Origin of the sequence: Veillonella sp. S13053-19, assembly GCF_002959835.1 — a bacterium.
Classification (GTDB): Bacteria; Bacillota; Negativicutes; order Veillonellales; family Veillonellaceae; genus Veillonella; species Veillonella rogosae.
The window spans coordinates 194803-213825 of the sequence record NZ_PPDA01000008.1; the positions used below are offsets into that span (position 1 = coordinate 194803).

18 protein-coding genes and 2 pseudogenes are annotated in these 19023 nt (G+C 35.7%); 18 read left to right on the forward strand and 2 right to left on the reverse strand.

Annotated elements, in window-relative coordinates; all coding sequences use genetic code 11:
- Window positions 1-5: 5 nt before the first annotated feature.
- From VEHSUH06_RS04335 to VEHSUH06_RS04380, 10 genes and pseudogenes are all read left to right on the forward strand, one after another.
- Window positions 6-572 (forward strand): 4Fe-4S single cluster domain-containing protein, encoded by a 567-nt coding sequence (locus VEHSUH06_RS04335; RefSeq protein ID WP_105097905.1) that lies wholly within the window; start codon window positions 6-8, stop codon window positions 570-572.
- A gap of 52 nt (window positions 573-624) precedes the next feature.
- A pseudogene (locus tag VEHSUH06_RS10885) lies at window positions 625-1014 on the forward strand (transposase).
- Between the two features lie 29 nt (window positions 1015-1043).
- Window positions 1044-1136: pseudogene (locus tag VEHSUH06_RS10930) on the forward strand (hypothetical protein); the annotation flags it as partial.
- Between the two features lie 688 nt (window positions 1137-1824).
- Window positions 1825-2004 carry a hypothetical protein gene (locus VEHSUH06_RS04350; protein ID WP_105097908.1) on the forward strand — a complete coding sequence of 60 codons (180 nt, stop codon included), beginning with the start codon at window positions 1825-1827 and terminating at the stop codon, window positions 2002-2004.
- Window positions 2005-2013: 9 nt separating this feature from the next.
- Window positions 2014-3732, forward strand: a complete 1719-nt coding sequence (locus VEHSUH06_RS04355) for a nuclease-related domain-containing DEAD/DEAH box helicase (protein ID WP_105097909.1) — start codon at window positions 2014-2016, stop codon at window positions 3730-3732.
- Between the two features lie 98 nt (window positions 3733-3830).
- The gene (locus tag VEHSUH06_RS04360; protein WP_105097910.1) at window positions 3831-4151 is read left to right on the forward strand and encodes a hypothetical protein; all 321 of its coding nucleotides are present in this window, start codon (window positions 3831-3833) and stop codon (window positions 4149-4151) included.
- 22 nt (window positions 4152-4173) lie between these two features.
- Window positions 4174-4656 (forward strand): lecithin retinol acyltransferase family protein, encoded by a 483-nt coding sequence (locus VEHSUH06_RS04365; RefSeq protein WP_105097911.1) that lies wholly within the window; start codon window positions 4174-4176, stop codon window positions 4654-4656.
- A 492-nt stretch (window positions 4657-5148) separates the two neighbouring features.
- Window positions 5149-6765: a DUF2828 family protein gene (locus tag VEHSUH06_RS04370; protein ID WP_105097912.1), complete on the forward strand. Its 1617-nt coding sequence runs from the start codon at window positions 5149-5151 to the stop codon at window positions 6763-6765.
- Between the two features lie 140 nt (window positions 6766-6905).
- Window positions 6906-7439, forward strand: a complete 534-nt coding sequence (locus tag VEHSUH06_RS04375) for an NUDIX hydrolase (protein WP_105097913.1) — start codon at window positions 6906-6908, stop codon at window positions 7437-7439.
- 200 nt (window positions 7440-7639) lie between these two features.
- Window positions 7640-8812, forward strand: a complete 1173-nt coding sequence (locus VEHSUH06_RS04380; protein WP_105097914.1) for a phosphopentomutase — start codon at window positions 7640-7642, stop codon at window positions 8810-8812.
- Between the two features lie 249 nt (window positions 8813-9061).
- Here VEHSUH06_RS04380 and VEHSUH06_RS04385 read toward each other — a convergent pair whose 3' ends face one another.
- On the reverse strand, window positions 9062-11266 hold the full coding sequence (locus VEHSUH06_RS04385; protein ID WP_105097915.1) for an RNA ligase: 2205 nt from the start codon (window positions 11264-11266) through the stop codon (window positions 9062-9064).
- A gap of 144 nt (window positions 11267-11410) precedes the next feature.
- Window positions 11411-11671 (reverse strand): 30S ribosomal protein S20, encoded by a 261-nt coding sequence (rpsT, locus tag VEHSUH06_RS04390; RefSeq protein ID WP_009351773.1) that lies wholly within the window; start codon window positions 11669-11671, stop codon window positions 11411-11413.
- A gap of 273 nt (window positions 11672-11944) precedes the next feature.
- On the opposite strand from rpsT, the gene polA reads away from it, so the two are divergent.
- The 8 genes from polA (at window position 11945) to VEHSUH06_RS04430 (ending at window position 19008) form a co-directional block, all read left to right on the forward strand.
- Window positions 11945-14566, forward strand: coding sequence for a DNA polymerase I (gene polA / locus VEHSUH06_RS04395; protein ID WP_105097916.1), 2622 nt, complete (start codon window positions 11945-11947; stop codon window positions 14564-14566).
- A gap of 40 nt (window positions 14567-14606) precedes the next feature.
- Window positions 14607-15221: a dephospho-CoA kinase gene (coaE, locus tag VEHSUH06_RS04400; RefSeq protein ID WP_105097917.1), complete on the forward strand. Its 615-nt coding sequence runs from the start codon at window positions 14607-14609 to the stop codon at window positions 15219-15221.
- A 148-nt stretch (window positions 15222-15369) separates the two neighbouring features.
- On the forward strand, window positions 15370-15924 hold the full coding sequence (locus tag VEHSUH06_RS04405) for a lytic transglycosylase domain-containing protein (protein WP_105097918.1): 555 nt from the start codon (window positions 15370-15372) through the stop codon (window positions 15922-15924).
- On the forward strand, window positions 15908-16603 hold the full coding sequence (locus tag VEHSUH06_RS04410) for a hypothetical protein (protein WP_105097919.1): 696 nt from the start codon (window positions 15908-15910) through the stop codon (window positions 16601-16603). Before VEHSUH06_RS04405 ends, VEHSUH06_RS04410 begins: the two co-directional genes overlap by 17 nt.
- A gap of 262 nt (window positions 16604-16865) precedes the next feature.
- Window positions 16866-17324: a ribosome maturation factor RimP gene (gene rimP / locus VEHSUH06_RS04415; protein ID WP_009351782.1), complete on the forward strand. Its 459-nt coding sequence runs from the start codon at window positions 16866-16868 to the stop codon at window positions 17322-17324.
- A 17-nt stretch (window positions 17325-17341) separates the two neighbouring features.
- Entirely contained in the window at window positions 17342-18418 is a 1077-nt protein-coding gene (gene nusA / locus VEHSUH06_RS04420) for a transcription termination factor NusA (protein ID WP_009351820.1), read from the forward strand.
- 2 nt (window positions 18419-18420) lie between these two features.
- Entirely contained in the window at window positions 18421-18690 is a 270-nt protein-coding gene (rnpM, locus tag VEHSUH06_RS04425; RefSeq protein ID WP_009351781.1) for an RNase P modulator RnpM, read from the forward strand.
- A gap of 12 nt (window positions 18691-18702) precedes the next feature.
- A complete protein-coding gene (locus tag VEHSUH06_RS04430) occupies window positions 18703-19008 on the forward strand; it encodes a ribosomal L7Ae/L30e/S12e/Gadd45 family protein (protein WP_009351819.1) in 306 nt (101 codons plus the stop codon).
- Window positions 19009-19023 lie beyond the last annotated feature (15 nt).

Sequence of the window (19023 nt, forward strand, 5' to 3'; positions counted from 1 at the left end):
TGCTAATGTCCTATTTAAACTTGGCCTCTATACGACTTTGTACGGAGGCTGAAGGTCCAGGAAAAAGGTTTGCTTTATGGGTTCAGGGATGTGAAAAAAAGTGCCCTGGATGTTGTAATCCTGATATGCAAGAGCTAAAAAAAATTTTTATCGTTGATATAAAAGATTTAATTGGCCTTATTCAACAGTCTATGTTTGAAAATGATATAGAGGGAGTATCTTTTATTGGTGGGGAACCCATGCTTCAAGCTGAAGGATTAAGTGAAATTGCTATGTGGGCTAATTCTGTAGGCCTTACAGTACTAGTATTTACGGGATATAAATTAGAAGAATTAACAGGTATGAATAATTCTAGTATAAATAAGTTGCTTAAATATACAGATTTGCTTATAGATGGAATTTTTATAAAAGAGAAATATGATACTGATCGAGACTGGATAGGGTCTAAGAATCAAAAAGTTCATTTCTTAAGTAGCGCTTATAAACCTGGAGTAGAATATAAAAATCAAGAACATAAAATGGAGCTTCTTATATCAGAAAGTGATATTCTAATTAATGGTTGGCCATATTAGTAACGTGGGGGGGACTAATACGAATATTACTATCAAAATACCTCGAGAGTGATTGGGGCAATTTCAGAATAAATTACTTACACCCTACAATCGAAATTTTGGTAATCTTGAAGAAATGATTATTCAGTTATATCAAAAAGGTATCACTACATGTGAAATAGCTGATATTATTGAAAATATGTATGGTTGCTATTATTCGCCACAAAGTATTTTTAATATGACTTAAGTCATTGCAGAAGAAGTATATGCGTTTCATAATCGACCATTACCTTCACAGTTTGCTGTGGTCTATCTAGATACTCCTTTCATCACTGTTAAACGTGGAACAGCTCAAAAAGCGGCTCTTCATGATTTAATTGTAATTACACCAGCAGGTGAGAAACATGTCATCGATTATGGCATATATCCTAATGAAGGTACTTTAGCATACAAAAACTATTAGATCATGCAAAACAGAGAGGTCTAGAGGACATTCTCCTTTTTGTCGGTGATGGTTTTCAAGGATTTCAACAAGCTTGTCAGGAAATATATCTTAGAGCACGTTTTCAACGTTGTTGGGAACATATAACTCGTATGGTACGTATGCTAACTAGAAAACATGATATAGCTTCTGTATTGGCACAAACTGCTAATACAACACAATTAGCTGAAGTAGCTTTGTATAAATTTTTAGAAACGTAATCGTCTAAATACCCTATGCTTACGAATACATTATCCGATATTACTGATTTATTCACTTTTTTTTAGTTTCCTGAATCCATTAGGCCCTCAATATATTTCAATAATCTGATTGAAGGTCGGAATAAACAGTTAAAAAGACGAATAAGCCATAAAGAACAGTTTTCATCAATGGAATTATTAGATAATTTTGCATGCGCATTTGCAAGTGAGTAAAATGTATCGTGAATTTTGTGCAACATTTAGTCAGTTACAAAATATGTTTAGTATTTTAGAATAAAAAGACGTTTACACAAAATTATTTTACTACGAAAAATAATATCGGTTGATAGATATAAAATCGAAAACTTAGTGTAATATATAATCTGAGTCAGAATATGTGATTATGGTGTAGTTGTTAGTATTATAAATATAAGTATACCTTAAGAACTTGATTTTTATTTCACGACTGTCGGGTGAAGATTGTTATGTTAGTTATAATTCAATATATTTTTGTGAAAGTTTATAAATTGAATATTATTACTTGTACTGATTAAAGCTTATTTCTTAAAGATCAACTAATAGAGAGTATATCATGTCAAAACGTTTTCAAGTAAAATTTAGAATTAAATCTGACCCTAAATCAACATCTCGAAATGGGGTAAATGCAACTATGGTTACTGCCTCTAATATGTGTGATGCACGTAATCAAGTAAAATCACGTTATGCAAATAGTTTATATGGAATAGAAGTTATTTCTGTTGTTGAAAAATAAGAAGATATTATGCCAAAATTTTATCCAACAATAATAAATAGTTTCCATGGTAGTGAAGGAGAGCGTCTCGTATATGAGGCGCTCTCTAAATTAAATAATGAATATGTAATTTTTCATTCATATAGATGGTTAGGTGAATTAAACCAACGCAGGAGTGAAGGTGAGGCAGACTTCGTTATTTTACATCCTAAAAAAGGTATTTTATCCATAGAGGTAAAGGCTGGAGGGATTTCTTACCGTGATGGGAACTGGATTCAAATGAATCGAAATACAAAAGAAGAAAAAATTATAGATCCTTTGGGGCAAGCTGCAGAAAGTCAATTTAGGATTCAAAACTATTTACGGAAAAATTTTAATGGGCAAATGCCTGTTATAGGACGTGCTGCGTGGTTTCCATCAGTAGCTATTCACAATAAGGTTTCTTTACCCTTAGAAGCTAATAGGGATATAGTTTTGGACGTGGATTGTTTAATTAATCTACAAGAGTCTTTAGATAAGGCATTTAGCTATTGGAAATCTAATTTAGGATTTAGAGAGTCAGAACAATCTGTAAATGACTTTCAGAATATGATTAAGATTCTCATGCCTACATTTAATATTGTAGAATCTGTTGCAAGTACAGCTCTTGCATCAACAAAAAGTTATATTCAGATGACGAAACAGCAAGCATCTATATTGCATTTTTTACGGGAGCAGCCAACGGCTGTTATACATGGACCAGCAGGAACAGGTAAAACTATGCTTGCTATTGAAAAGGCTAAAATGTTAGCTGCTGAAGGTAAAAAAGTATTATATTTATGCTTTAATGAGTTCTTATTATCTTATGTGAAAGAGCATTATTCTTGTGAGAATATAGTATTCCATAATGTTAGATCATTAGCTGAAGAGTTAATGCCTAATACTGATTATGCTATTTCTGAAATTATCCTTCAGTTTATAGAGTACTTTCAAAATGAATATGATGATCTTAAATGGTCATATGAAAATGTAGTTATTGATGAAGGTCAAGATATTGATGAACATATACTAGAACATATCTCTATGTTAGTAGATATGTTGGGCGGTCATTATTACGTATTCTATGATAAAAATCAGTATATAATGATGCATAAGTCGACGCATTGGTTAGATACCTATGGAGATTGTCGTCTTGTCTTATATAAAAATTGTCGCAATACTGCTGAAATAGCAAAGACTGTAGGTACAACATTAAGTGATATAAAGAAAGACGCTTATATAAATGAATTGTCTGGAATAAAACCTCTTGGATCATTTTATAAGAATGAAAGTGAATTACGCAATATTGTAACTAAATTTGTTACAAAAATGATTCAAGATAAGGTAATGCCCGAAGACATTGTAATTTTAACTACAAGTAGTGTTCCTAACAGTATGTTGACAAATATTTCTGCTGTAAATGGAGTATCTATATCTACTACGCCCAAGAAAAATAGTATTCTATTCACATCAGTACGTAAATTTAAAGGTTTAGAAGCTAAAGCAGTATTACTAATTGATATTTTAGTTAATCGCCTCACTAATGAATTACATAAACGTTTAGTTTATGTAGGTTCATCACGTGCAAATACATATTTACAATTAGCGTTCCATGATAATGTACCTAATGAAGACTACAAGTCTATTTTAAATCATTTAGGAGTTAATGAAATCAATGAACCTTGTAAAGAAGCCCTATTAAATACTTTTGGTCTTGATTTATTAAAATAATATTTTGATGCGTTATTTTACACGCATATACTTTTGTACAATATACATGTAGTAAGTTAGTTATTTTAAAATTATTTCGTTGTATAGAGGTGTATAGTATGAAAACAGATATTATTAAAGAGGCTCTTGAAAGTGTAAAAAAGGAAGATCCTAAGTTATACGAAGATGTAGTAGAGTATGTTTCTTCTAATCGAAATAAAACCGGTGTTCATCCTGATGGAGTGTATAAAGAACACAGCTGGCCAAATATTATAGGCCCTACTCCTGGACCTTTTCCACATCTCCGGAATCCATTTTATCCATTGTCAGGTTTATATTTGCTCTATAAGCTTGTAAGACGAATTTGGAGGTTATTACGTGGCAAACATCAAGATATATCCTTAGATGATATTATCAAGTATATGAATAATCAGAAATAATTTGTTATATGGGAGAGTAGTAATGGGTTCTAAAAAGTTAAAATTAGGTGATATTGTATTTTGTCAACGTAGCAATATTTTGTTTGGTGATACATATCAACATTATGGTGTATATGCTGGTTATAAGAAAATTATCCATTATATAAAGGGAGATTCTCTATTTGATGGAAAAATTGCAGAAACTAGTATAGACGAGTTTTGTGATGGTGATACCTTGTATATTGCTGAAGATGATACATTATTATCTATTTTTCAAGATTCTGATGTAGCTGCAAGTTTTTATGGTCCACGTAAAACTGTACAACGTGCTAGAGCGATGATTGGAAAAGGTGACTATGATCTATTTGATCATAATTGTGAACATTTTGCTATTTGGTGTAAAACAGGATACTTGAAATCAACTCAAACAGGACTAGAAGGAATAGCAGCACAATTTCTAAGACCAAAATTGGGACCATTCAAATGGTTAGTTGATGACATTTGGCGTGTAGAGGCAGAGTATTAATAGTAAGTGTATGAGACTAGCAATACAATATATGTTGTGTTGCTAGTCTTAACTTTTACAATTCAGCAATAATATAAAACATTTTAAAATTTAATTATTGACACACACGGATGCGTGTATTATAATTACATCATCAGGTGAAAGATATCACCGACATGTTGAACAGAAAGACTTAGATTCTAACAGCAATCCTATAACATAAATAGCTTGATTAAGATGAGTATAGAATCTAGTATAATTTCATAGTTATCGTTCATAAACGATTCATAAGGTTAGACACTATCAGCAATCCTTTGATTAAATAACCAAAAAAGTAGATTGGGAGACCCCTTGGTCTAGAGTTCCGTGTCTAGTTTACCTTAGCCTCAGTGAGGTTAGTAATTGTCTTGAACTTTGTATTGTAACCGCTCACGGTTGTCTTGTTTATTTTGCTTTCAAAATTTACGTTGTGATAATCAGCAGCGGTTTTTTTATGCTAAGGAGATATGAGCTATGAATACATTTATGGACGCATTAACAAAAAATGAAAAATCTTATACTTTAAATGAGGCAACTGCATATCGCACGAGTGGTAGTGCGTTGGTAGATCTTAATTTCTCAGTACCTTCATTGCGGCAGGCTGCTGTTGATTTCTATGGTAAAAGTAAATATAACCGATACTTATATAGTGCTGATGGTACTATGGATGCAGTAGAAGCATTGCGTTTATTTATTACATCTTATGAGGAAGATCCTCTTTATACTATGAAATGGCTTATGTATGCACGCCATATTAAGATTGGACTTGGTGAACGCGATGTATTTCGTATGATGCTCACTAAAATTGGTGATTTGTATCCAGAGATGGCATTGCAATTCATCATCGGCACTGAGTTATGGAACTATGGTCGTTGGGATGATGTGTTGCGCATCTTCTTTGATACGACGAGTACTATCTTACACGATGGAATTGGAGAGCTAATTGCCAATCAATTCAGACGTGATGTAATGGGGTGTGGACTTGGCGACTCTATTAGTTTATTAGCTAAATGGATGCCATCCAATAATACTTCCTCTAAGCAAAAACGTTCTGAGGCGGCTATTTTACAATCCCTGTTACATCTAAATGCACGAGAGTATCGTAAAATATTGTCTAAATTGCGCGAACATTTAGCGGTGGTAGATCGAAAGGCATCGCTAAATCAATGGAATGATATTAACTATAATCATGTGCCATCTAAAGCGAATCTTAAATATCGTAATGCCTTTTTAAAACATGATGAAGAACGTCGTAAGGTGTATCTTACATCATTACAAAAGGGCGACGATGCTGTTAAGATTAATGCCAACTCTATGTACTTGTACGATATTGTGCAAGCCTATGTAGAAAAACGTGGTTATTGGGGTGAGATTCTAAAACCTTATGACGAAACGCTAGAGCAATTATGGAATGCGCAGGAGGTACCTAAGGATTATGAGGATATTTTAATCATACGAGATGGGTCTGCTTCTATGTGTCAACACCTGACAGGTAATAGTTCTGTTACAGCCTTAAGCGTGGCAGATTCTATTGCACTGTATTGTTCACAACATAATAAGAATGAATCTTTTAGAAATCGATTTATCACCTTTAGCAATCGTCCACAAATGGTAGATATTTCGATGTGTCAAACATTGCGAGATAAGCTAAGACGCTTACATCGTTTTGACGATTATAGCAATACGGATATAGAGGCAACCTTTGACTTAATTCTCGATACAGTTGTGAGAAATCATTTGCGTCAAGATGAGTTACCTTCAGCATGCCTTATCATTTCTGATATGCAGTTTGATCAGGCTACAAAGCATGAGGATAATACAACCGTTATTGAATCATGTCGTCAGAAATTTGAAGCTCTTGGGTATACTATGCCACGGCTTATTTTCTGGAACGTATCTGTGTACGCACATAATACAATTCCTGTACAAATGCATCCAAGTGGTGTCATTCTCGTATCTGGATTCTCTAAGTCTATCGTTGATATGGTGGTATCTAGAGAACTCAATCCTGAAACGGCACTCAAAGCTGAGCTAGATGCAAAGTGTAGTATTGTAGATGAAGTACTACAGGACTATGTGAAGGTAGCGTAATATTTATATAATCTTATGACATAAGGTTCTTATTAGTCTGATTATGACTAGTAGGACCTTATTTTTGTGTACATAATTTGTGCTATAATGAAGAGAAGGTTTTATATGATAACAATCATTTTATATACGAGGAATTATATATGGCAATTAGCAAAGAAATTCAAAAGTCTAGTGAAATGAAATTCGACGGTAAGTTGATCAAAGTAACGTATGATATAGCAGATGTAAATGGTAATGAAGCGTGGCGAGAGGTAGTTCATCATCCAGGTGCTACAGCAATTGTAGTTGTTACGGAAGATAATAAAATTGTAATGGAACGTCAGTTCCGTTATGCTCTGCAACAGCCTTTGCTTGAAATTCCAGCAGGTAAACTAGATCCTAATGAAGAGCCTCTAACTTGTGCTAAACGTGAGTTAGCAGAGGAAACAGGGTATCGTGCAAATGAGTGGATTCCATTAGGTACTATTGCCACAAGTCCTGGCTTCTGTAATGAAGTGCTACATTTATATTTAGCAAAAGACCTGACTATGGGTGAAACTAATTGGGATCCCGATGAATATGTTGAGCTTGAGTATTTTACTTTACCTAAATTATTAGAGGCAATTAAGGCTGAACAAATTAAGGATAGTAAATCTTTGGCAGCTCTAATGTTAGCTATGCCTTATCTTAAGTAGTACTTTAATTTCATAATTACGTATAGTATAATTAACATATAAAGAGAGCCAAATAACGTGCTGCTAGCGTTAGGCTCATCTAAAATAGGGAAATTTGATGATGCCTAACGTGTTGAGGTAGTAGGATACCTCATACGTTAGGTGTTTTCATTATTATATACCATGGATTATTCTGCTTGAGTATTACAATAGGAGTACTTATGTATAAAAGAATTATTGTATTAGTTATGGACTCTGTTGGTATCGGTCACGCCGCTGATGCTGCGAAATTTGGTGATGAAGGTTCTAATACATTAGGCCATATTGAATCGACAGCAGGCCAGATTCATTGTCCAAACTTAAAATCTATTGGCATAGGTCGCATTGCTGATATTTCTGATACTGGTGAAAGCATTAAAGGTGCTTTTGGCCGCATGGCTGAGCTTAGTACTGGTAAGGATACGACTAGTGGTCACTGGGAGATGATGGGGCATCCCGTTACAGTTCCATTCCCAACCTTTTACGAAGGTTTTCCAAAAGAGTTGATGGATACTTTCACAAAAGAAACAGGCTATGGTTATTTAGGCAATGAAGTTGCATCTGGAACCGAGATAATTGAACGTCTTGGGGCTGAACACATCAAAACAGGTAAGCCTATTGTATATACCTCAGCAGATTCTGTATTCCAAATTGCTGCTCATGAAGATGTGATTCCTATTGATGAGCTATATCGTATTTGTCAAATTACCCGCGATAAGGTATGCATCGGTGATTACTATGTAGGCCGTATTATTGCTCGGCCATTCATCGGTGAACTAGGTAATTTTGTTCGCACCTCGAATCGCCACGATTATAGCCGCATGCCTGAGAAAAAGATGGTACCTCAAGAGCTACAAGATGCAAACATTCCAACTGTAGCTGTTGGTAAAATTGGTGATATTTATGCTCATGTAGGTTGGGATGAAAGCTATCCAACAAAGACTAATTCTCATGGCATGAATATGGTTCCATACTTACTTGGTTCCTCCTTTGATCATGGTCTAATGATGGTGAACCTTGTTGAATTTGATAGCCTTTATGGTCATCGCAGAAATGTAGAGGGCTACAAACGGGCTATTGAGGACTTTGATTACCAGCTAGGCGGCTTATTACAATTACTAAATGATGACGACTTACTACTCATCACCGCTGACCATGGCAATGACCCAACTTGGAAAGGCACAGATCATACTCGTGAACTAGTACCAATTCTTGGATATAGTCCACGTATGGTTGGACCTATAGACCTTGGTGATAGAAAAAGCTTTGCTGATATTGGGGAAACTATATTAGAAAACTTTGGCCTAAAACAATGGGGCATTGGAACATCATTCTTAGAGAAACTTAGTAAATAATTTTCTACTATGTTTTTCGTATATTAGGTTCAGAATCTATATTATTACCTATGTGCGACAATGATATTATTTCAAAATAATAAAGATAATATGCTATAAATGAGATACTACCAGTTAAAAATAAATAGTTTTAACTGGTAGTATCTTTAAAATAGACAGTTAAAGCATAATGAAAGACCAACTTATGTATATCATAGGTTGGTCTTCTTATATTGGTGCTGCATATTTTAAAATGATATGCTTATTTAATTATAGTAAGCCCTTATTTTCCATCATTTCTTTTATATTTAGTAAGGTGGATTTACAAACTACATCATATTCTAGTGTACTCAAGAAATCTGCAAATTTTCTATCATCTTCGTTTTTACAGTTTTCATAAGGAATTTTACCATTTTGTTGATATGGTTCTAGAATCCGATTTCGCCGGTGCTTCCAAGTATTATAATAAGGCCCTTTAAATTTTGTCATAAAGCCATTGCTATCGACTAATACAAAGCCTTCAGATTCATGATGTGAGTTGAGTTCTTTATTTATAATGTTTGTCAGTTCGTCCATAGTATTAACTTGTTGAATTGTTTTTACAATAGATATCAATTGTGTATTATATTTCTTAAGGATGGAGTCTAGTTCTGCTAGCCTCTCCCTAGAGAAAGATACATCAATATGTTTACCATTTACATCTAAGGTATTTTGAATCATATCAAGTACATAAAGATGATCTTGATCATATTTTATAATATGAGTATCTTCTTGGCTGATGACTTCAAACATCATAGAACAGCAATTACGTTTTAATAATTCTTTGATTTCTTCTTGTAGGCTTGTAGGTAATTTTTGGAATAAATTTTTAAACAAATCTACGTGTATACCTTCTGTAGTAGATTTAGAAGCAAAGACTAACTCATCATTAATGACACCAAGAATAGAAAGGTATCCATTTTCTTTAGTTCGAATTTCTACAGGGAAGGAGAGAGTGTTAGCTAAATTATTTAACTCAGTTTCTGGTCGTTCATTGAGATTAAAGAATTTATTATAACTACGTAATTTTACATCTCCTGTCATACGATCAACAAATAATCCCCGAGCTTGTACTGTATTTTCATTCCATAATCGTTTGTGGAATACACGTGAGGTAAAGTTCAAAGAATATAGGTTAGGAGAGCATTTTTTCACTTTTACTAATTTAGAATTACCCAAAATATTAATATCTTCATTTTGCGTGAAGATGACATGTTGTGTCATGTTTTGGTATTCATGGCGCATGTAATCTTTATCGTACACATCATTTTTAATACCATTTTTAGTAAAAGCATCTGCAGTAATATCAATGTATTTGAGTTCTCCACCAAACTCTACTTCTCCTTCTAAACAGAAGGAATATTTACCATCTGGAACACCGCGATGACCATGAATTTGAATAAAGTTCTGACACATACCTTTTTCGTAATTATTATCATATATTTTAGCAATATCTGTTTCGTAAGCTCCAAAACCATTTATAAAAGTAGAGGTAGCTATAAAGGTCATGTTAGGTACATAGGAAAGACCAGCATGGGATACTAAATATTTTTTGCCATGAAAGCTGAAAGGATAGCATTGACGAAGTGATTTATAAAAGAGGCGTAATTCTCGTTGAAGTGATTCTACATCTTTTTTCGTCATATCTTTTACGATAGGTGCCACTACTTCTTTCATAAATCGTTTGGAATAATCTAAGTTTGAATTGAATGCAAAGTTTGCAATATGTCGTTCGTGATTGCCTTCTAACATAATCGTATTAGGTAATGTGCTGAGGCGCATCATTTCGTACATCATTTCCTTATTTTCGATGCCGCGTTCCAAATAGTCTCCGCAAAAGATATAAAGTGTTTTTTCATCCCATGGAGTGATAGCTTGTTGTAATGCGGTGTAACAGCCGTGAATATCACCGATGATACGCACTCGTTCATATCGATTCGTTAAATTTACAGTAAAGTAATTGTTGATTTCATCGATAGAATTTATTTTCCTACAAAACTTTGGTAATGTAGTTGTTTTAATCATCTTGTGCATGCGGTGTATAACTTGCTCCGGTACTCGTTTGTAATCCGTTCGTGTAGCATTACGAGCTAAACATTCTTCTAATGATGTATCTGGTTCGTAGTAATATACAGTATATTTATATTTGTTAAGCAATTCTTTATATGCATTAACAGCTTTAGATGTAGTGTGGGTAGCATCTAAAACGACAAAGTCGCCGTTGCTCATTCGTTTCTCTAAGCAATCTAGTAGGAGTTCCCAGGCCGGACCATTATCCTCTTGTGAAATATACCAGCCGCTTTCACCAAGGGAAGGGCTGCGTAATAGCATACGGAAATGATCGGCTTCTAAGGTGTAAGCCTCAAGATTGTTGTCACGAATCCACTGAGACTTACCACTAGCAGGAGCACCACGCATTAATAATAGTGTTCTCATAGTAATAGTCCTCTAATCTGCCCATAGGGCGTAATAAAATATAACTGTATAAAAAACGAAACAATCATTATATAAAAAATGAAAAAGGGCATAAAAAAACAGCCTCAACGGAAATCCGAGAGACTGTCTTACTTGCTTTTAAAATTATAAAGCGTTTACTTTAGCTGCAAGGTTGGATTTTTTGCGAGCTGCAGTGTTTTTATGAAGTACACCTTTGGAGGCTGCTTTATCAATTACGCTAGTAGCATGAACAAGTGCTTGTTTTGCTTCTTCTACTGCGCCTGCTTGAACAGCTTCTACGGTTTTACGACTTGCTGTACGGATTTGAGATTTTACAGCGGCGTTTTTCGCACGACGTTCAGCATCCGTTTTTACGCTTCTAATACTGGATTTAATGTTTGGCAATTGAGTCACCTCCTTAAAAATCGTTTCTTATACCTGAATGATTATATCATACCACATATTGATACGCAAGGACTTTTCAGCCCAATATTTTCCTTGTTAGTATGAAGTATAAAACATTTTCTACTGTTCTTTAACTATAGCATATAAGTCTGTTTTATGAAATCAAGATTATTAATATATTTGCTAGCATTTTAATTAGTTATTTATTTTGATTTTAAAAGTTAGTTACCTCCATTATGTTATAATAAAGGATAGAATTAAGCGAGGTGTATTATGAAAAAATTAATGATTATAGATGGCAGTAGTTTGTTATTCCGTGCATTTTTTGCGTTACCACCGTTGAAGTCCGCTTTGGGCACTCCAACGAATGCGGTGTATGGTTTCTTAACAATGCTCATCAAATTGTATGAAGAAATTAACCCTGATTATATTGCAGTAGCTTTTGATAAAGGTCGTCAGACGTTCCGTACTGAAATGTACAGCGAATATAAAGGTAATCGTCCAGATGCACCAGAGGATTTACGCCCTCAATTTAGTCTTATTCAAGATGTATTAAAAGCTTTAGGTATTTGTGTTATTGAAGAAGAAGGCTTTGAAGGGGACGATATTCTAGGCTCTTTAAGTAAGAAATTTGGTACACCAGAGATGGCTGTTCAAATCATTACTGGTGACCGCGATAATCTGCAGCTCGTTACAGAGCATAGTCACGTGTTCTTAACTAAAAAAGGTATTTCTGACATGTTAGAGGTTACTCTTGATAACATGGAAGAACTTTATGGCTATGGTCCTGATAAGGTTATCGAAATGAAAGCCCTTATGGGTGACTCCTCTGATAATATTCCGGGCGTACCAGGTGTAGGTGAAAAAACGGCTCTTAAATTAATTACAGAATACGGTGATCTTGAGTCCGTATATGACCATATTGAAGATATTTCCGGTAAGAAATTAAAAGAGCGACTCGTAGAAAATAAAGACTTAGCGTTTTTATCTCGTGAATTAGCAACCATTAAGACAGATATGGATTTATCTTACAAGGTTGAAGATTTTGTACAAAATTTCCATGCCTCTGAGGTACAGCCTTTATTTGAAACATTAGGTTTTACAAAATTAACGCCTCGTATTGTTCAAGTGATGGGCGGAGAGGAAGCCGATTTTGGTGATCCTGGTTCTTTATTTGCTCCACAAGAGGAAATTTCTCTAGATGATTTAGCAGATGCTAAGGCTTTAACTTCTGAGTTCTATACAGATAAAACGGTGGCAGTACATGTTGTATTAGATGGTAAAACTCCATTTAGAACAGTTACGAATGCGTATTTATCTAATGGTGATACTATTGTAAAAACAGATGATACTAAAGCTGTATTAGCTGTTTTACAAGGTGCAAATGCTATCGTTACTACTCAAACTAAAGATATTATTGAAGCCTTTGGTGAAGATGCACCAGCTGAGATTTCTCTATTTAACGATGATAAATCCGCTCGTGTCCATGATATGTCTCTTCTTGCGTACTTATTAGATCCTACGCGTACTAACTATGGTTATCTATATTTAACGGAACGTTTCTCCGTGCCAAGCATTGCTAGTGGTAGTGTAGATGTAGAATGCGTGTCCATGGTGAAAGCTTTACTCTCTATGAACGAAGTAGCTTGTGAATCTGCACGCCGTGAAGAGCTTTGGTCTCTATATGAAACAATTGAGTTGCCATTGATTCATACTTTAGTAGTAATGGAGAAAAATGGTATTTACATTGATACAGAAAAATTAGCTGAAACTACGGCTCGTTTTAAAGAGGAACTTGCGCAAGTACAGCAAGAGATTTACGATATCGCAGGGGAAACTTTCAACATTAACTCGCCTAAACAATTGGGTGTTATCTTGTTTGAAAAGATGAACTTGCCAATCATTAAGAAAACTAAGACTGGCTATTCTACAGATGCAGAAGTACTTGATATGCTTCGTCATGAAAGTCCGATTGTAGAGAAAATCTTGGCTTACCGTTCTGTAGCTAAGCTAGTATCTACGTATTGTGAAGGATTGGCCGTTCTTATTAATGATAAGACTAAGCGCATTCACACTACCTTTAATCAAATGGTTACGGCTACAGGACGTCTCAGCTCCTCTGATCCAAACTTACAAAATATTCCTGTCCGTACTGAAAAGGGTAGAGAAATTCGTGCTTTATTCTACCCAGGTGCAGGTTACGATACCTTGGTGAGTGCCGATTACTCTCAAATTGAGTTGCGCATCTTAGCTCACTTGTCTGGCGATGAAGCATTGATTAAAGCCTTCGTAGAAGGCAAGGATATTCACCGTTTTACTGCGGCGGAGGTACTAGGAAAATCTCAAGAGGACGTTACGAGTGAAGAGCGTTCCCATGCGAAGGCGATTAACTTCGGTATCATTTACGGTATTTCTGACTTTGGCTTGTCTCGCGACCTCGGTATTACACGGGGTGAAGCTAAAAACTATATTGATCTATACTTTAGTCGTTATCCTAAGGTTAAAGAATATATGGATCGCATGGTGCAAGAGGCTCATGAAACTGGTAAGGTTCGCACTATGTTCGGCCGTCAACGTGAATTACCTGATATTAACAGCCGTAACTTTAACCGTCGCTCCTTTGCAGAACGTACGGCAATGAACACACCAATTCAAGGTACTGCGGCAGATATTATTAAGTTGGCTATGAACCAAGTCGAGAAAAAGCTAGAAGAAGGAAACTTCAGATCTCGTCTTTTATTACAGGTACATGACGAACTTGTATTAGAAGTGGTGAATTCTGAATTAGAAGCAGTAGAAGAATTATTACGTACTACTATGCAATCTGTTGTGGAGTTACAAGTACCTCTTATTGTAGATGTACATCATGCGGAAAATTGGGCGTTAGTTAAATAATAGTTTTTTAATATTAGTTTATTAAAAATAGAAGGTATATATGTTTAAAATAGGATTAACTGGTGGTATTGCATCGGGCAAGAGTACAGTCCTTACCTATTTTAAGGACAAAGGAATACCTTATATCGATGCAGATATCGTCGCTCGTGAGGTAGTAGAGCCTGGTACTGAAGGTTTAGAAGCAATTGTAGATGCCTTTGGTTCTAATGTATTGCATGATGATGGTACATTAAATCGTGAAGCACTGGGAGCTATTGTCTTTCATAATGAAGAAAAGCGCCGACAACTAAATGACTGTTTGAAAGAACACATTAGAAATCGGATTATGGAACTTACAGCTTATTATGAGTCGAATCGTACAGCTGTTTTAATCTATGACATTCCCTTACTCATAGAAGGTGAATGGTATACCATGATGGATGAGGTGTGGCTCGTTTATGTAAACGAATCAACTCAAATAGAACGTTTGATGAGTCGTAATGGCTTTTCTAAAAAGGATGCTCTAGCTCGTATTAACAGTCAAATGCGACTCGACGATAAACGATCTTTTGCAGATGTAATCATTAATAATAGTGATACGCCGCAGGCTTTGACCGCACAACTAGATACTATTTGGAGTGAGCGTTTAGAGCTGCTTTTACAAAAATCTCAATAATAACAGTACATGTGTCAAAATTGGTATATAAAAAATAGTATTAAATGGTATAATAAGCCCATGTAATTTAATATCATATTGTCTATCATTTTCTTATATGCTAGATAATAGTAAATGTTATAGTAATTATATGTAGAAAGGGGGATATATGAAACGTGCAACGGCAACGGCGCTGTCTTGCGTCGTACTTGGATGGTTTTATTTTACACATCTAGATGATCCTTTGGCGCGTCAAACCGCGTATCCCTTTAACTATAGAGATGTAGTCATGGCTGCCGCTGAGAAAGAGCAAGTGCCTCCATCCTTGGTGGCTAGTGTAATCTTGGCTGAAAGTAAATACAAGAACACTGCCGAGTCTGAAACGGGTGCTCTTGGGTTGATGCAACTCATGCCTGATACGGCTCGTTGGGTAGCGCAACAAGTTGGCCATGGCAATTATACAGATCGCCAATTAAAAGAACCTACCACTAATATTGAGTTAGGCACTTGGTACTTAGGTCACTTATTAAAGGAATTTAATGGTGACGAAGTACAAGCATTAGCTGCTTATAATGCAGGTCGTGGCCATGTGGAATCTTGGCTTCAGGAGAATAAGTGGAATGGTATGGTTGATACAATTCCGTTTCCTGAGACGCGTAGCTATGTAAAGGCTGTTTTACAGTATCAAGAAAGATATGAGGCATTGTATGGAAACGATCATTGAAGCTTGTAAAGGCTTAGACTATTCATGGTTGCCTCAAAGTGTTGAAGGTTTTACTTTAGTTACATCTAGTGATAGTGACTATACAGAGTTATCTAATCGTATTAAAAGTGGAGAAGAGGTTTTAAGAGTACCTATTTTCCATTATCAAAATGACTTAGGCTGGCGTTGGTGTGCATTATATGATAAAGAGGTAGAGGATTATACAGTACATATTGAGATGCCTTTGTTTTCCTTTGTGGATATTTCCTTTGTAAGAGCTGATTTAGAATCCTTTTGGAACGGTCTTAAGGAACGATGTGTGAAGGGCTTAACGAATATGTTAATCGAACCATCTAATAATTTTACCTTTACTTATCGTCGCAGAGGGATTCCTACGTGGGACTTCTCCGAGATAATGCCTGAAGAGTTAGAAGGCTTTGTTCGAGATATTGATCCTGCGCACGGGATTCGCATGATTAATGGTTCTTTTATCATTGGTGAATACCGTAAAATGGATGAATGTACAGGTTTATTATTGTATTATAATGAGTTGCGCGACGAATATTTTGCAGAACTCCGCTATAAAAGCTATCCAGAAATCGATCATCATTTAGACGCTAAAAATCTAGATGATTTAGCTGACGTGTTGCGTGAACACTTAGGCCCTATATTAAAAGGCTTAAATGACCGTGTTGATTAATTAGGATAGATTTGACTATGCTGTTATCGTAGTCATTTTCGAGTTTTATAAAATGACTTATGTGGTATTGATTTCTTAAATGCCCATTAGAAAGCGTAGAATTTGTATATACACCGTAAATGTGATATACTATATATGACTTTTATATAAATCTTTTAAAAGAGTGGGCTTATGTCCACTCTTTCATTTATGATTAGCCTAATTTTAAGGTTAATGAATCAAGAGATATATACAAGATGTTGTAATGAAGGAGGCGATGGCTATGAAGAGAGAAGCAGTGGAGGAATTTGTATCCTCTGTAGTTGAAGGTATAATAGCCGGCACCGATATGGAACTCGTTGATGTAGACTATGTGCGCGAACGCGATTGGTATTTGCGCGTCTATCTCGACAAACCAGGTGGTGTAGATTTGGATGATTGTCAGTTGGTGAGCGAAAAATTAAGTGCTGTCCTCGACGAAAAGGATCCAATTACGGAAAACTATTTATTGGAAGTATCTTCTCCAGGCTTAGATCGAGTTCTTAAGAAGGATAAGGATTTGATTCGCTATAATGGCCGAGACGTAGATATTCAGTTATTTAAACCTGTTAATGGCAGTAAGCAATTTACTGGTGCCTTACAAGGTTTTACGGATACAACTATCGACTTTACTATTAATGGTGAAAGCATGACATTTGAACGTTCTGCTATTGCACAAATTCGATTACATCTTGATTTTTAATATATGGAGGCATACGAGTGAGTCAAGAATTAATTCAAGCGGTAATGGTACTTACAAAGCAAAAAGGTTTTGCTCCTGAGGTTATCTTTGAATCCTTAGAGGCTGCATTATTGCAAGCATATCGCAAAGAACCAACATCTAACCCAGATGCGTACGTTGTGATTGACCGCGAAACAGGCGTTTATAAAGTAATGGCAAAAAAACAAGTAGTAGAAACTGTGGAATTACCTGAAACAGAAATCAGCTTGCTTGATGCCCGCAAAAAAGATAAACGTTTTGAGATTGGTGACGTAGTAGAAGTAGATGTAACTCCTGCCAACTTTGGTCGTAGCGCTGCCCATACTGCAAAACAAATGCTCATTCAACGTTTGAAAGAGGCTGAGCGCAGCGTAGTATACGAAGAATACTATAGCCGCGAAGGTGATATCATCACTGGCGTCATTACTCGCGTAGAAGGTAAAAACGTATTTATTGATCTTGGTAAAACAGAAGCAATCTTACCGCCAACAGAGCAAATTGCTACTGAAACATATCGTGAAGGGGATCGCATTAAGTGCTATATCGTAGAAGTTAAGAAAACTACGAAAGGCCCACAAATCATGATTTCCCGTACACATCCAGGCTTATTAAAACGTCTCTTTGAATTAGAAGTGCCAGAAATCTTTGAAGGCGTAGTAGAGCTTAAATCTGTAGCTCGTGAGCCAGGTATGCGCTCTAAAATCGCCGTATATAGCCGTGATGAAAATGTTGATCCTGTAGGTGCTTGCGTAGGTCCTAAAGGTCAACGTGTACAACATATCGTTGATGAATTACACGATGAAAAAATTGACATTGTTAAATGGGATGAAGATCCAGCAATTTACATTGCTAACTCCTTAAGCCCTGCGAAGGTTATATCTGTAGATGTAAGCGAAGAAGAAAAATCTTCTTACGTAGTAGTACCTGACTACCAATTATCTTTAGCAATTGGTAAAGCTGGTCAAAATGCTCGCTTAGCTGCAAAGTTAACAAACTGGAAAATCGATATTAAAAGCGAAACTCAAGCTGCTGAAGAACCTTTCACAGGTTTTGGCAATGCTGAGGATGGTGAATAATCATGAAACCGAAATCCCAACCTATGCGCACGTGTGTAGGATGTGGTGAGCCTAAGGCTAAACGTGAATTGATTCGCGTAGCTTTGAGCCCAGATGGTAACATCAGTATTGATCGCACTGGTAAAGCACCAGGACGTGGAGCCTATCTATGTGAATCCATGTCGTGCTTTGAGCAAGCCTATAAGGCAAAACGATTAGAACGGTCATTAAAGCATGGTGTATCGAAAGAGATATACGAAGCGTTACAACGTGATTTACAAGAGAATGAGTAATCACTGATATACATGAATGAAGATAAAATTTTGAATCTCTTAGGTCTAGCACAACGAGCAGGTAAAGTTATTTCTGGTGATTTCATCGTAGAAAAGGCTATAAAGAGAAAGGAACCGAAATTGGTACTTCTCGCTGGTGACTGTGCAGCCAACAATGAAAAGAAATATACTCAATTAGCAGAGACACATCAGATTCCACTTCATAGTATTGCCAATAAAGAGGCGTTAGGAACGGCTATTGGTAAAGAAGTTAGGGTAGTAGTTGCCGTACTAGATGATGGATTTGCAAAGGCAATATTAAAAGAGATTGATCGATAATAAGGGGGTATGTAG